Source organism: Streptomyces lanatus, from assembly GCF_014655715.1.
Lineage (GTDB): Bacteria > Actinomycetota > Actinomycetes > Streptomycetales > Streptomycetaceae > Streptomyces > Streptomyces lanatus.
On record NZ_BNBM01000002.1, the window covers coordinates 210,973 to 225,026 of the forward strand.

The 14,054-nt window shown below is 70.7% G+C and carries 11 protein-coding genes and 1 pseudogene; 10 read left to right on the forward strand and 2 right to left on the reverse strand.

What is annotated here, in order from left to right; genetic code table 11:
• Nucleotides 1–12: 12 nt before the first annotated feature.
• The 9 genes from IE325_RS06170 to IE325_RS06210 all read left to right on the forward strand — a co-directional run bounded on the left by IE325_RS06170 (nucleotide 13) and on the right by IE325_RS06210 (nucleotide 11,411).
• A complete protein-coding gene (locus tag IE325_RS06170; protein WP_229911683.1) occupies nucleotides 13–522 on the forward strand; it encodes a tripartite tricarboxylate transporter TctB family protein in 510 nt (169 codons plus the stop codon).
• A 10-nt stretch (nucleotides 523–532) separates the two neighbouring features.
• The gene (locus tag IE325_RS06175) at nucleotides 533–2,035 is read left to right on the forward strand and encodes a tripartite tricarboxylate transporter permease (RefSeq protein WP_190068688.1); all 1,503 of its coding nucleotides are present in this window, start codon (nucleotides 533–535) and stop codon (nucleotides 2,033–2,035) included.
• Nucleotides 2,036–2,053: 18 nt separating this feature from the next.
• Nucleotides 2,054–2,449 (forward strand): universal stress protein, encoded by a 396-nt coding sequence (locus IE325_RS06180; RefSeq protein ID WP_190068689.1) that lies wholly within the window; start codon nucleotides 2,054–2,056, stop codon nucleotides 2,447–2,449.
• Nucleotides 2,450–2,451: 2 nt separating this feature from the next.
• The gene (locus IE325_RS06185) at nucleotides 2,452–3,540 is read left to right on the forward strand and encodes a DUF475 domain-containing protein (protein ID WP_190068690.1); all 1,089 of its coding nucleotides are present in this window, start codon (nucleotides 2,452–2,454) and stop codon (nucleotides 3,538–3,540) included.
• A 127-nt stretch (nucleotides 3,541–3,667) separates the two neighbouring features.
• Nucleotides 3,668–5,401 carry a VanW family protein gene (locus IE325_RS06190; protein ID WP_190068691.1) on the forward strand — a complete coding sequence of 578 codons (1,734 nt, stop codon included), beginning with the start codon at nucleotides 3,668–3,670 and terminating at the stop codon, nucleotides 5,399–5,401.
• A gap of 148 nt (nucleotides 5,402–5,549) precedes the next feature.
• Nucleotides 5,550–7,556 carry an Hsp70 family protein gene (locus tag IE325_RS06195; RefSeq protein ID WP_190068692.1) on the forward strand — a complete coding sequence of 669 codons (2,007 nt, stop codon included), beginning with the start codon at nucleotides 5,550–5,552 and terminating at the stop codon, nucleotides 7,554–7,556.
• Nucleotides 7,557–7,564: 8 nt separating this feature from the next.
• A complete protein-coding gene (locus tag IE325_RS06200; RefSeq protein WP_190068693.1) occupies nucleotides 7,565–8,968 on the forward strand; it encodes a GTPase domain-containing protein in 1,404 nt (467 codons plus the stop codon).
• Nucleotides 8,965–9,450: a nucleotide exchange factor GrpE gene (locus IE325_RS06205; protein WP_190068694.1), complete on the forward strand. Its 486-nt coding sequence runs from the start codon at nucleotides 8,965–8,967 to the stop codon at nucleotides 9,448–9,450. Before IE325_RS06200 ends, IE325_RS06205 begins: the two co-directional genes overlap by 4 nt.
• Nucleotides 9,447–11,411, forward strand: a complete 1,965-nt coding sequence (locus IE325_RS06210; protein WP_190068695.1) for a dynamin family protein — start codon at nucleotides 9,447–9,449, stop codon at nucleotides 11,409–11,411. Before IE325_RS06205 ends, IE325_RS06210 begins: the two co-directional genes overlap by 4 nt.
• A gap of 20 nt (nucleotides 11,412–11,431) precedes the next feature.
• On the opposite strand, the gene IE325_RS06215 is transcribed toward IE325_RS06210, so the two are convergent.
• Nucleotides 11,432–12,565, reverse strand: coding sequence for a 5'-methylthioadenosine/S-adenosylhomocysteine nucleosidase family protein (locus IE325_RS06215; protein WP_190068696.1), 1,134 nt, complete (start codon nucleotides 12,563–12,565; stop codon nucleotides 11,432–11,434).
• Between the two features lie 236 nt (nucleotides 12,566–12,801).
• Between IE325_RS06215 and IE325_RS06220 the strand changes: the two are divergent.
• Nucleotides 12,802–13,572: pseudogene (locus IE325_RS06220) on the forward strand (universal stress protein).
• A 12-nt stretch (nucleotides 13,573–13,584) separates the two neighbouring features.
• Here IE325_RS06220 and IE325_RS06225 read toward each other — a convergent pair.
• Nucleotides 13,585–13,935, reverse strand: a complete 351-nt coding sequence (locus IE325_RS06225; RefSeq protein WP_190068697.1) for a hypothetical protein — start codon at nucleotides 13,933–13,935, stop codon at nucleotides 13,585–13,587.
• Between the last annotated feature and the right edge of the window lie 119 nt (nucleotides 13,936–14,054).

Below are 14,054 nucleotides of genomic sequence, written 5' to 3' on the forward strand. Positions count from 1 at the left end.
GAGGAGCGGACCGTGGAGGACTCCCCTCCGCCGAGCCGGGGCGGGGACCGCGCGCAGTACGGCGTGTGCGTGTTCCTCGCCCTGCTGGGCACCGCGGTGATCGTGGACGCCCTCGGCATCGCGCACATCACCAGCGGCACCGACCCGGTCGGCCCGCGCGCGGTCCCGCTGATCCTGGGCACGCTGCTGGTGGTGCTCGCGGTGCTGTACGCCGTCGACGTGGCCCGGGGCGGCCGCGGTGAGATGGAGGCCGGCGAGGACGTCGATCTGTCGGACGGCACCGACTGGCGCACGGTGGCGCTGCTGATCGCGGTGTTCGTGGCGAACGCGCTGCTCATCGAGCGGCTCGGCTGGGTGATCAGCGGCGGCCTGCTGTTCTGGGGCACCGCGTTCGCGCTCGGCAACCGGCACTACATCCGCAATCTGCTGATCGCCGCGACGCTCTCCCTGACGACGTTCTACGCGTTCGCGATCGGCCTCGGCGTGAATCTCCCCGCCGGCGTGCTGCAAGGAATCCTGTGAGGCCCGCGCCATGGACAACCTGAACAACCTGATGCAGGGCTTCGCGGACGTGATGGCCCCGCTGAACCTGCTGCTCGCTCTGGTCGGCGTGGTCATCGGCACCGCGGTGGGCGTGCTGCCGGGCATCGGCCCGGCGATGACGGTGGCCCTGCTGCTGCCGATCACCTACGGCATGGAGCCGGTGCAGGCGTTCATCATGTTCGCCGGCATCTTCTACGGCGGCATGTACGGCGGTTCGACGACGTCGATCCTGCTCAACACTCCGGGCGAGTCCTCGTCCGTGGTCACCGCCATCGAGGGCAACAAGATGGCGAAGGCGGGCCGCGCGGCCCAGGCCCTGGCCACGGCCGCCATCGGCTCGTTCGTGGCGGGCACCATCGGCACCCTGCTGCTGGTCCTGATCACTCCGTTCGTGGTCGACTTCGCGGTCAGCCTGGGCTCGCCCGACTACTTCGCACTCATGCTGCTGTCGTTCATAGCCGTGACGTCGGTGCTCGGCTCGTCCCGTATCCGCGGCTTCATATCCCTGCTGCTGGGTCTGACGATCGGCCTGGTCGGCATCGACACCGTGTCCGGGCAGCAGCGCCTGACGCTCGGTGTTCCGCAACTGGCGGACGGCATCGACGTCGTCGTGGTCGCCGTCGGCATCTTCGCGGTCGGCGAGGCGCTGTGGGTGGCCGCGCATCTGCGCCGCAAGCCCGCCGAGGTGATCCCGGTCGGCCGCCCGTGGATGGGCAGGCAGGACTGGAAGCGGTCCTGGAAGCCCTGGCTGCGCGGGACGGCGTTCGGCTTCCCGTTCGGCGCGCTGCCGGCCGGTGGCGCGGAGATCCCGACCTTCCTGTCGTACGCCACCGAGAAGCGGCTGACCAAGCACCCCGAGCAGTTCGGCAAGGGCGCCATCGAGGGCGTGGCCGGTCCCGAGGCCGCGAACAACGCGTCCGCCGCGGGCACCCTGGTCCCGATGCTGGCGATCGGCCTGCCGACCAACGCCACGGCGGCCGTGATGCTGGCGGCCTTCCAGTCGTACGGCATCCAGCCGGGCCCCCTGCTCTTCGAGCGGGAGGCGAGCCTGGTCTGGGTCCTGATCGCCAGCCTCTTCATCGGCAACCTGCTGCTGTTGCTGCTGAACCTCCCGCTGGCCCCGGCCTGGGCGAAGCTGCTCCAGATCCCGCGGCCGTACCTCTACGCAGGCATCCTCTTCTTCGCCACGATGGGGGCCTACGCCGTCAACGCCCAGCCCCTCGACCTGTTCATCCTGCTCACCCTGGGCCTCCTCGGCTTCGCCATGCGGCGTTTCGGGCTTCCGGTGCTGCCGCTGATCGTCGGTGTGATCCTGGGCCCGCGCGCGGAGCTCCAGGGCCGGCGCTCCCTCCAGCTGTCCGGGGGTGAGCTGTCGGGGCTGCTGGGCGGGCCGGTGTCGTACACGGTCTACACGGTGGTCGCGGTGGTCCTGCTGTGGCCGCTGATCCGCAGGTTCGTCGTACGTCCGCTGCGCGCCCGTAGCGCCGCCTGATACCGCTGGAGACCTGACATGACCATCCTGGTCGGCTACGTCCCCTCCCCCGAGGGGGAGGCGGCGCTGCGCGCGGCGATCGACGAGGCCCGCCGCCGCGAGGAGAAACTGCTGGTGGTGAACACCACCCGGGGCGATGCACTCGCGGACCCGCGCTTCGCCCAGGAACCCGATCTGAGCCATGTCCGCGAGGACCTCGCGGCGCTGGGCATCGACTTCGACATCCGTCAGGTCCTCGGCGCCCGTGATGCCGCCGAGGAGATCATCGATCTAGCGGAGACCAAGGGTGCCTCCCTGGTGGTGATCGGGCTGCGGCGGCGCAGCGCGGTCGGCAAGCTGATCATGGGCTCGGCGGCGCAGCAGATCCTGCTGAGCGTGGGCTGCCCGGTGCTCGCCGTGAAGGCGGAGGGCTGACGGTGCTGCTGCGAACCTTCGGCTGGTCGTTCGCCGTGACGGTGCTCGGCCTCGCCTTCGCCGCGTGGCAGTGGGGCTGGGAGGCCTTCGGGATCGTGCTGATCCTCTCGGTCCTGGAGATCTCGCTGTCGTTCGACAACGCGGTGGTCAACGCCGGGGTCCTGAAGAAGATGAACGCCTTCTGGCAGCGGATCTTCCTCACCGTCGGCATCCTGATCGCCGTCTTCGGCATGCGGCTGGTGTTCCCGGTCGTGATCGTCGCCATCAGCGCCAAGGTGGGGCCGATCGAGGCGGTCCAGCTGGCCCTGGACGACCCCGACCGCTATCAGGACCTGGTCACCGACGCCCATCCGGCGATCGCGGCCTTCGGCGGCATGTTCCTGCTGATGATCTTCCTGGACTTCATCATGGAGGACCGCGAGATCAAGTGGCTGGCCTGGCTGGAGCGCCCGCTCGCGAAGCTCGGGAAGATCGACATGCTGGCGGTCTGCCTGGCCCTGATCGCCCTGCTGGCGGCCGCGCTGACGTTCGCCGCGCACGCCCATGTCAGCACGGGCCACGCGGACAAGACGACCACCGTGCTGCTGGCGGGGGTGGCGGGGCTGATCACGTATCTCGTGGTCGGCGGCCTCTCCGCCCACTTCGAGAACCGGCTCGAAGAGGAGGAGGAACACGAGCACGAGGAGGAGGAGAAGGCCAGGGCCGAGGGCAGACCGGTCTCGGCGGTCGCGCTCGCCGGAAAGGCCGCGTTCTTCATGTTCCTGTACCTGGAGGTCCTGGACGCGTCCTTCTCCTTCGACGGGGTGATCGGCGCCTTCGCCATCACCAACCACATCTTCTGGATGGCGCTGGGTCTCGGGATCGGCGCGATGTACGTCCGGTCGCTGACCGTGTACCTGGTCCGCCAGGGCACCCTCGACGACTACGTGTACCTGGAGCACGGCGCCCACTACGCGATCGGCGCCCTCGCCGCGATCCTGCTGATCACCATCCAGCACCAGATCAGCGAGATCATCACGGGCCTGATCGGTGTGGTCCTGATCGCGGCTTCGTTCCTGGCCTCGGTGCGGCGTAATAGGGCGCTGGCGTGACGTGAAACATACGTGGCGTGCGACATAGGCGTTTTCGTCCGGTTATGGCTAGCTGGATGTGCTTGCCTCGCGCTCAGCGTCGCGTGATCCACGCGCCGTCCCCGTCTATCGCCCGTCCGGGAGACCCATGCGCCTCCGCGTCCCCGCCGTCACGGCCCGCCGCGTCAACGTCCGCTCGCTTCCGCCTCTCGCCCTGGCCGGCGGCGCCCTCACCCTGGGCGTCGGCGGCCTGTATCTCGCCGGGCTGCTGCTCGCGGGCGGCGACATAGAGGACGGTACGACGGTGCGCGGCGTGGACATCGGCGGCCTGACCCGTGCGGAGGCCGTGCGGAAGCTGGAGGACCGGCTGGGTCCGGCCGCGGACCGCGATCTACGCGTGACCGTCGGTGACCGCAAGGGTCCCGTCGATCCCCGGCAGGTCGGCATCACCTTCGACTACGAGAAGACGGTGGACCGCGCCTCGCGCACCGAGGACGCCGACCCCTTCAGCGTGATCGGCGGCCTCTTCAGCTCGGGCGGCCGGGTCGAGCCGGTCGTCCACGTCGACGAGGACCAGGCCCGCAAAGGGCTGACGAAGCTGGCGAAGGCGGCCGACCAGAAGGTCCGCGAGGGCGCCGTCACCTTCGAGAACGGCCAGGTCCGCACCACCGCCCCGCACGGCGGCTACGCCCTGGACACGGCCGCCGCCGTCGAGCCCCTGCGCGCCGCCTTCCTCAAGGGCGACGCCCACTCCGTCACCGCGCTGCCCACCCGCGCGACCGAGCCGAAGGTCACCGAGCGGGAGGTGCAGCGGGCGGTGCGCACGTTCGCCGAGCCCGCGATGTCGGCGCCGGTCACCCTCACCGCGGCCGACCGGCGCTTCACGATCGAGCAGGCGGTCCTGAGCGAGTACCTGACGATGCGCCCCGACAGCGCCGGCCGGCTCACCCCGAGACTGAACGCCGAGGGCCTGCGCCATGACCCCGACGTGGCGTACCCGCTGTCCAGGCTGCCCGCCAGGGCCCGTAACGCCGAGCTGCGGCTGGTCGGCAACCGGGTCGGGGTGGCCGAGGACGGCCGGGCCGGCCATGTCGTGACCGACAAGGCGCTGGGCAAGGCCGTAATGCCGCTGCTCACCAAGCGGGGCGCCGCCCGCAGCGGTGAGATCGCCACCCTCGTCGCCGAGCCGCAGGTGACCCGCGAGAACGTCGACCGGCTGGGGCTGCGCGAGCAGATGTCATCCTTCACGGTCAACTTCGAACCGGCGCCGTACCGCTCGAAGAACATCGGCCGTGCCGTGGAGCTGATCAACGGCTCCGTCGTCATGCCGGACAAGATCTGGAGCTTCAACCGCACGGTCGGCGAGCGGACCGAGTCCAACGGCTTCGTCGAGGGCGTGATGATCCTCAACGACGAGTTCACGAAGGCTCCGGGCGGCGGTGTCTCCGCCGTGGCCACGACCACCTTCAACGCGATGTTCTTCGCCGGCGTCAAGCCCGTGGAGTACGGCGCCCATTCCTTCTACATCGAGCGCTACCCGGAGGGCCGTGAGGCGACGGTCGCCTGGGGCAGCCTGGACCTCCAGTTCAAGAACGACTCCGGTCACGCGATCTACATCAAGGCCGAGTCCACCGACTCATCGGTCACGGTCACCTTCCTCGGCACCCGCAAGTACGACGAGATCGGCTCGATCAAGGGCGACCGCACCAATGTGAAGCAGCCGCAGCGGAAGGTGAACACCGACAAGCGGTGCGTCCCGCAGACCCCGCTGGTGGGCTTCGACGTCATCGTGCAGCGGGTGTTCGTCCAGCAGGGCGAAGTGGTGAAACGGGAGCCGTTCCGGACCCACTACAAGCCTCGGGACGAGGTGGCGTGCGAGTGACCCTCTAACACACCTGAAGCGGTCAGACCGCACGAAGGAATAAATCTCCCCGAAAATCGCACGTTCCGGGCGCGAAGTCCCCCCGCCTTCCGTACAGTCGAACGCCGAAGGCAACCACTGTTCGGGGGAGACACGTGGGAGGCACTGCGTGATCGGTTGCATCGACTTCGGCGCTTCGCAGACCAAGGTGACCTATCGTCAACTCACCGCAGCGGCAGGTGAGTTGGTGATGTTCGGGAGGTACTCTCAGTTTCCGACCGCCGTCTTCCTGCGGCCCGATGGCACCTTGCTGGTCGGGCACGACGCGGACGCGTACCAAGGCCGTAATCCGTCCCGCTACTTCAGGTGGCTGAAGCAGCACGTCCACCGGGCGGACGGCGTCGCACCCGCCAAGCGGACCATCCGCCAGGGCCCGGACGTCTCGCTGTCCCTCCTGGACGGCGTGGCCACGGTCCTCTCGCACGCGTACACGGCGCTGGTCGAGGCGATCGGTGCGCATCCCGCCGCCCTCGTCCTCACCCATCCCGCCGAATGGCAGAGCGACGACCGGGATCTGCTGCGCCGGGCCGGACAGAAGGCCGGCATCGCGTGCCGTGTCGAGCTGGCCGCCGAGCCGGTCGCCGCGGCGACACATCATCTGCGCCGCGGCGCACTGCCCGCCGGCGCGGGGGACGCCGCGCTCGCGGTCTTCGATCTGGGGGCCTCGACCTTCGACGCCGCCGTCCTGGACAGGGTCGACAAGACCGTTCCGGCGCCCCGGTTCTGCCGTGGGCTGCTCGTCGGCGGGGACGACTTCGACGCCGCCGTACTGGATCTGGTCGCCACGCTGCTGCCAGAGCGGGCAGGAGAGGACTTCGAGCGTCTGCGGACGGAGGCGGCCTACGAGATGTGGTCGGCGGCCCGGAGCGCGAAGGAGCGGCTGTCCACGGAGGACGAGATCGTCTTCGCCCACCAGGATCTGCCCGACGTCGTGCTGTACCGAAGCGATTTCGAGGACGCGATCGAGCCACTCGTGGAGTCCTGCGTGTCCCTGCTCCGGCAGGGCATCGACGCCCTGCCCCGTACGACGAAGGTCGGCGCCGTCGCCCTGTCCGGCGGATCCAGCCGGATCCCGCTCGTCCAGGCGCTGGTCGGGGACCTCGCGCAGGACATCGGCGCGGAATTGGCGACCGGGGACGGCACGGAGGAGACCGACTGGGAGCACAGCGTCGCGCTCGGCGCCGTCCATCTGCCGGCTTCGGTACGGGGACAGCTGCGGCGCACCGGACAGCTGCCGACCGAGCGGCGGGTGGAGGTCGCCGGCCACGGCAATCTCGCCTCCGTGACCACGAATTCGACACTCCGGCTCACCGACCGCACCGGGACGGATCGCGGCTCGGCCACACCGGGCAGATTCCTCACGACCAAGGTCGTGCTGGCCACAGACCCCGGCGCGGGGCGGATCCTCACCGGCACGGACACCGGCCTGGTGCAGGAATGGTCCGTGAACGGCTCCGGAGCCCTCGCTCCGCTCGGGTATCTCGGTGCGGACTTCCGTTGGATGGCCACGTTCACCGGCTGGAGCGTGACCTCGGTGGCCATCCGGGGTGACCGGGCGGCCTGCGCAAGAGAGGAGCAGCCGGGGGCGGTGTTCCGGCGCAACAGTCGCCGCTGGCGGCAGACCGCCGTCCTGCGCCGTCACTCGGGGACCTCGGCCCTGGCCTTCCTCGACTCCCCCGAGGCCGTGCTTCAGTTCACCTCGTCCCACATGCACGTGCACTGCCTCGCCGACGGCGGCCAGGAGACGAGTGTCCCCTTCGCTCTGGCGGAAGCGACGGAGGCAGCCGTCTTGCCGAAACCCGCGATGGTGTTCCTCTCCCGGCCCGACGGGTTGGAGGCCCTGCGGGTCAGGACCCGTACCGTCACGTCACTTTGGCGGCTTCCCTTCGAGGGCGGTGCGATCGAGTGCGCGCTGCTGCGGCGCCGTCCGGTGCTGCTGGCCTTCAGCAAGCCCCACAAGGCCATCACGGTCCTGGACGGACTGACCGGCTCCGAGCTGTGCCAGGTGCCCATGAAGAAGGGCGCGGTGCATCAGATCTGCGCGACGGGCAACGCCGGGGAGTTCGTCGTACGGCAGGGCAGACAACTGTCCGCGCTTGTTCTGGAACAGGCCTGAGGCACGCCATGGACACCGTGAGCGGTGGGCGGCCGGCCCCGCCGCGGACGCCGGGCCCGGCCGCCGGCTGTCTGGCCGTGCTGTGCGAACTCCTCCGCTCCCGCAACGAGTTCGCCGGTCCCGCCTGTGCCGTACTGGACGACATGGCGGCCCATTGCAGGGAGCCGTTGCGGGTGGCGGTGACGGGAGATGTCTCCTGCGGCAAGTCCACGCTGGTCAACGCGCTGCTCGGCGGGCGGCACGCGGCCGTGCGGTGGGAGGAGACGACCGCCGAGGTCACCTGGTACCGCCATCCGTCGCTGCCCCCGGGACTGCCTCCCGGACCGGAGCACCGGATGGCCGTGGTGCCGTTCCCCCTGGCCGACCGGATCGTGCTGGCCGACACACCCGGGGTCAACACCGCCTCCGGGCGCGGGCGGGTGACCGAGGACATGCTGTCCGCCGCGTCGGACGCGGCGGCGTCGGCCACGGTGCTGCTCTATCTGAGCGGCGCCGAGCTGATGGGCGGATCGCGCGAACGGCTCAGGCGGTTCGTGGAACTCACCCGCGGCGAGTACGGCAGCGGCTTCAACATCGTCCTGGTCGCGGCCAAGGCGGACACCTGCACGGCCCCTTGGCCGAGCATCGAGGAGAACCTGATCGCCAAGTCCCGGATCCCCGGCGTCCGCGCGGTCGCGGTGTCGCAGCAGCTGGCGATGACGGTCAGGGCGGAGCTGCTGCGCCCCGGCCATCTGGCCACGCTGCGGACGCTCGCCGGGAACAGCGAGTTGGCGGCTGCCGTGCCCGGCGGCTGGCACGCCCTCGAGCTGACCGCCCGGCGCACCGGCGTGGCCATGGACGCGCTGGCCGCGCTCGCCGAGGTGGCCCCACTGCCCTGCGTCACACCCGCTCTGCCGCTGGTGGCGGACGGCACCATCGGGACGCTCCGCCAACTCTCCGGGTTCTGGGAGGAGTTGTCCGGCCTGCGAGCCGTGGAGGCGGCGCTGGAATCGCTGGCGGAGGACAGCGAAGTACTCACCGTCAACGCCGTCACGGGGCGGCTGCACCGGCTGGCCGCACGGCTCGGCGCCGCGCGCGCGGACCGGATCCAGCGAGGACTCGCTCAGCTGCGCCGCTGCCCTCACTTCGTCGCCTTGGACCGCCGCGGGGCGGCCCTGCACCTACGCGGCCCGGCCCTGCGCTCCGTTCCGGACGGCGACCGGGCCGCGACGGCCGCCCTGCTGCGCGGCGAGAGCGACGGCCCGCTCCCCCCGTCGGCCCTCGCCCACTGGCAGCGACTCGCCTTCCAGCCAGGCCGGTCGACCGAGGTCGGCCGGGTCGCCCGGCTGGTGATCGAAGCGGCCTCCGCACCGCCACCCGTTCAAGCGCACTGTTCGTGCGCCGAGACCCTGCGTAAGGAGCCGAGGGGATGAAAGGTCTACTGGCCTGGCTGTGGAAGCGGTTCAGCGTACGAGCGTCTGAGGCGCAGGAGCCGATCGCGACCCCACCGCCGGTCCCCCGGCCTCCGGGCAGCGGTGCGGGGCAGGACAACGGGCAGCCACGACCGCCCACCAAGGGGACGCCACCGCCACCACCCGCGCCCAGGTCCCCATCGGTTGACCTGCGGGTCGTCGAGGCCGTCCTCGACGTGTCGCTCCGCCTGAGCAGCGCCGAGCTGCGGCGGCTACTGACGGAGGCAGTCGGACTGCTGCCCGGTGCGCAGGTCATCGCTCCGGCACGCGGCGTGCGCTTCGACCCCGCCCTGCACAAGTGGGCGCGAAGCGTCCCCGCGGCCACACCGGATGACGTCGAGACCGTCGCCGAGACCATCCACGCGGGCTTCGCCGACCAGCACGGCGCCATACAGCGCCGGGCCTTGGTCACCGTATTCGACAGGACGGAAGACGAGACATGACCAGCTCCGCACACAAGCCGCCCGACGCACCTCCCCGACCCGCAGGCGACATCCGCGGAACCGACGAACGCCTCGCGCGACTCGCGCAGACCACCGCCACGTTCGGACGCGAGTACGGCGCCGACGCCTCCGCCTGTGACGCACTGGCGCGACTGCGGGGGCGCTGGGAGGCGCGGCTGCTGCCCGTCGTGGTGGTCGGTGAGGTGTCCGCCGGCAAGTCCTTGCTGATCAACGCCCTTCTCGGCCGCCGCTTACTGCCCACCCACTTCGCCACGTCCACGGCTACCTGGACCCATCTGCACCACGGACACGGCTTCGGCGCCCGGGCATGGCTGCGCTCCGCGACCGGCGGAACAGTCGCGGCCGAGATAGCCGAGGCGGACCTGGGTGCCTATCTGTCGGTCGACGGCGAGCGGCTCGTCGCCGACCGGCACGGCCGGGGCACCGGCGTGGAGTACGTCGACATCACACTGCCCGCGCCCATCCTCCGCGACGGACTCCAGCTTCTGGACACCCCGGGAGTGGGCGGGCTACGGGCGGCGCACCGCAGGGCGGCCCTTGCCGCACTCGTCGAGGCCGACGCGGTGATGTTCGTGACCAAGCCCGGCGCGCCGCTGACCCGCAGCGAACGGCTGTTTCTCGCCGAGGCCGTGGAGCGGGTGACCGCCTGCATCGTCGTCCAGCCCCATCGCGACGAGACCCGGGACGCGGACCGGACGCTGGAGCAGGAGATGGCGACGCTGCGGGACCCGGAGCAGTGGAGCGCCCTGCTGGGCGATGCCGAGCAGGGCCGGCGCCTCGCCGAACGGTTCGCGTCCGTCCCGGGCGTGTCGGTGTCCGCCCGCAATGCCCTGGACGCCCTGGACCCGGAGGACGGCGCCGTCCCTTCCGGAGCCGAGGAGTTGCTGGCCGTCTCCCAGCTGTCCTTGTTGCGCGAACTGCTCGATACCGAGGTCGTCGACCGCGGGAACAGTCTGCACCGGGCCAACATCCGCCGGCTGGTGACGATCCTGCTGACCGACCTGCGGAGCAGGGCCGAACAGCGCATCGCGGTCCTCCGAGGGGCCGAGGAGGCCAGTGCCGTCATCTCCGAGCGGGAGACCAGGATCGCCCGGTGGGTGGCTCACGACGGGGACTACTGGCGCAAGCAGTACGAGGCCGTGTGCCAGAGCATGTCCAGCGCCATCAAGGCTCGCGCCAGGGACCATGCCGCCGAACTCGACCGGGAATACCGGGCCAGGCTGACCGGGCTCAAGCCGGCGGAGGTGCACGATCAGGTCCAGCAGCTGCTCGGCGAGCCGGAGCTGGCGTTCACCGAACTGGTGCGATTCGGCGAGGAGCAGTTGAACGCCGCCGTCGCCCGGGTGCGGGCGCTCATGGCCGACGAGGGGATCGACGAGACGTTCGCACAGAAAGCGCAGGCGGAGAAGGTGTTCCAACGGCTGCCCGCGCCGAAGGACACCGGCTGGGAGATGGACGTGACCGATGTGCCGGCCGCCATGGGCGGCGGTATCACCGCGGTCGGCGTCACCGCCGTGGGAGCCGTCGTCCTTCAGAACGCGGGACTGATCGGAGTCGGGGCCGCGATACCCGTGTTCTGGCCCTTCGTCATCGGCGCGACGGTCTTCGGCGGCATCAGCACGTACCGCAAGTACCGCGCCCGCACCGCGAACCAAGCGGCCGACGTACTGGCGTCGGTCTGTTGGCAGGTGCGGGAGACGGCTGCGGCCGAGGCCCTCAAGGTGCTGGCGCGGCGCAGGGACGAACTGGCCGAGGGCATCAGGAACGCGCTCGCCGACCTCGAGAAACGGGTCCGCGAGGACCGGCGCTATCTGTCCGAGCGCGCCGGGCTGACCCCCGAGCAGCGTGCCGCCCGGGTCGCGGAGCACCGGGAAGCCATCGCCCGGGCGGACACCCTGCTCGGCGATCTGGCCGAGCTGACCGGGACATCCACGGTGTGACGCCGGGCCCCTGGCGCGGGCTACGCATACTCGCCGCCATAGCCGGAGTCGTCCCATCCGCCGTCCACGTCACCCGGGTGACCGTCGAGGTCACCCGGCCGGCCGTCGGGGTCCACCTCGTCGGCAACGGACCGGTCGGCCGACCAGTCAGGGGGCACGGCGTCCGGCCCTGTGACCTCATCGATGGCGAATTCCAAGGCTTTCTCCCCGGCGAAGTAGGGGACCAGCCCGGCGCCCCGTCGACCGCTCGCTCTGCCTCCCTCCCCTGTCGCACCGCCCCCGCCGTCGCCCCTCCCAGGGAGACGGAGCCCCGGTGTGCTGACCAGCGCCTGGAAGAGCCCCACGGCATTGCGCGTGGCGTACTGCCGCCAGGCGCCGCGGGCGATCCGCGTTCCGGCGGCACGGTCCAGCGTGCGCTTGCGTTCATCGGCGAAGTCGCTGATCCCACGGATGATCAGCAGCTCGACCCCGCCCCTGCTGTTGTAGAACGTGCGGGCGACGCCGCCGCCCTCCATCTCCACCGCGGCCAGTCGCCGATTGCGGCTCTTGAGCCACCGGGCGAAAGGCTCGGCGGCGACCACCACATCGCCGGACGCTATGGGCAGCACGTGATACCTCGGTGCGTCCGAGACCAGCCCGCCGGGCAGCCCGGCCTGCTGCCTGCGCTCGTCCGCCTCCCGCTGCCACGACTGGTGGAGCACCTGCCCCTCCGACCTGAAACGGAACTCCCTGACGTACGCGAGCATGTCGGCGCTGATGTTCCAGGGGGTGCCGGCGTGGGCGAACTCGTACACGTCTGCCGCGCCCGGTACGGGTTCGGCCTTCACACCGGTGAGGTACTCCTCCACGCCCTGGGCGATCACCACGTCTCCCAGCTTCAGGTCGTCGTCGAGCGCCCCGGCGATGCCGATCAGGGCGAGCATCCGCACCTTGAACCTGTTGAGCAGGTCCGCGGCGACGAGAGTCGCCGAAGCAAGCCCCATGTCGTGCTGCACGGCCGCCACACCACGCAGTCGCGTACCCGGGATGTCGAAGGGGTGGAAGTACCGCCCCTCCTCGATGACCGGCTCATCGAACGACATGGCCTCGCGGGCGTACTCGAACTCCTCAGCGAGCGGAAAGATCAAACCGATGTCGTAAGGGCTGTGTCCCATCGCGGCCTCCTATCGACCGAAGAATCCGATTCTCCTCCTCAACTCCCGCTTTTCACCCCATACTTGACAGAAAGAGTGCCGCCTCCCCGGACCCGAAGGCGACCAGCTGCCGGGAGCACGGCAGGGCCGAACGGCCCAGGCGCATGCGACCCTACGTCCTCCCCCTGGGACCCACTCGCCCCTCCTGCGGCCCGCCCACGGATGCGACGGTGGGATGTGGGAAGGCGGTGAGTGAGATGAGACCGCTGACACTCCCCCTGGTGGTGGGCGTCGACGGATCGGATCCGAGTCTGCGGGCGGTCGACCGGGCGGTGGACGAAGCCGCGCGCACCGGTCTGCCGCTGCCGAGCACATCATCGCCTCGGCGGCCGAGCGTGCCGTACGGCGCGATCCGAAGGTGAAGGTGACGACCGGCATCGTCCCCGAGGAGCCGATCCGTGCCCTGCTGCACGAGGCCCACAACGCCGGAGCCCTGGTGACGGGCGGTCTGGGCCGCGGCGAGCTGAAGGGGCTGCTCCTCGGGTCGGTCGGCCTGGGTGTCGCCGCCCGCGCGCACTGCCCGGTGATCGTGGTCCGCGGCGACGACGCCGCCCTGGCGGGGCCTGCACCGGCGGGTCCTGCTCGGCGCGGGGAATCCGACGAGCGCCGGCCGCGGCGTGCACTTCGCCTTCCGCTCGGCCGAGGCACGCGGGTGCGCACTCGATGCCGTACGCGCCTGGAGCTGGTCCGCGCAGGAGGGCGCAGGCACACACGAGAAGCGAGCGGCGGCGCGGCTCGATGACCTCCTAGGGGAGGCCGAAGCCGAACATCCCACCGTCCCCGTACGCCGTACGACCATCGAGGGCCCGCCCGGCCACATCCTCGTGGCCCGCTCGTCCACGGCCGACCTCGTGGTCATCGGCGCCCGCCACAGGCACGGCCACTTCGGTCTGCAGCTGGGCCGGACCAGCCACACGCTGCTGCATCATGCGCGGTGCCCGGTCGCGGTGGTGCCGCAACTGGCATGACCGCGAGCCAGGTCAGGTCGGGTCCTCCCCCGCTTCCGCCGCCGCCATCAGCGCCGTCTCGTACACGTCGACGACCTGCTCCACGGTGCGGTCGGTGCACTTCGCCAGGTCGGCGACCGCGGCGACCGCCCAGTTCGCCAACGACAGTGCGAAGGCGAGCAGTTCGTCCTCGCCGCGGGCGCGCTTGACCCCCAGCAGATAGGCGAGGTTGAGATAGGGCACGAGGTCGGGTTCGGCGACCTGTGCCCCGCTCTTCCGCACCATTTCGATCGTGGTCTGCGTCGCCTCCGCCCGCAGCGGCAGCAACCGCTCCCGTTCGGCCTGGACCTCGGCGATGACCCATTGGCGCTCGTGCTTGTCCACGCTGTTCCTCCCGGACGTCGTCCCACCCAATGTGGCCGACCGGAAGCGTTCTGACATCCCGACCGAGTCCAACTGCGCCATCGGTTAGGCCTTTTACGGACGGACGGCCCATGCCCGGC

What these genes read in the sequence shown, in the direction of transcription:
- IE325_RS06175 (WP_190068688.1), top strand. Translation starts at nt 533, where the DNA reads ATGGACAACCTGAACAACCTGATGCAGGGCTTCGCGGACGTGATGGCC.
- IE325_RS06180 (WP_190068689.1), top strand. Translation starts at nt 2,054, where the DNA reads ATGACCATCCTGGTCGGCTACGTCCCCTCCCCCGAGGGGGAGGCGGCG.
- IE325_RS06190 (WP_190068691.1), top strand. Translation starts at nt 3,668, where the DNA reads ATGCGCCTCCGCGTCCCCGCCGTCACGGCCCGCCGCGTCAACGTCCGC.
- IE325_RS06200 (WP_190068693.1), top strand. Translation starts at nt 7,565, where the DNA reads ATGGACACCGTGAGCGGTGGGCGGCCGGCCCCGCCGCGGACGCCGGGC.
- IE325_RS06205 (WP_190068694.1), top strand. Translation starts at nt 8,965, where the DNA reads ATGAAAGGTCTACTGGCCTGGCTGTGGAAGCGGTTCAGCGTACGAGCG.
- IE325_RS06210 (WP_190068695.1), top strand. Translation starts at nt 9,447, where the DNA reads ATGACCAGCTCCGCACACAAGCCGCCCGACGCACCTCCCCGACCCGCA.
- IE325_RS06215 (WP_190068696.1), bottom strand. Translation starts at nt 12,565, where the DNA reads ATGGGACACAGCCCTTACGACATCGGTTTGATCTTTCCGCTCGCTGAG.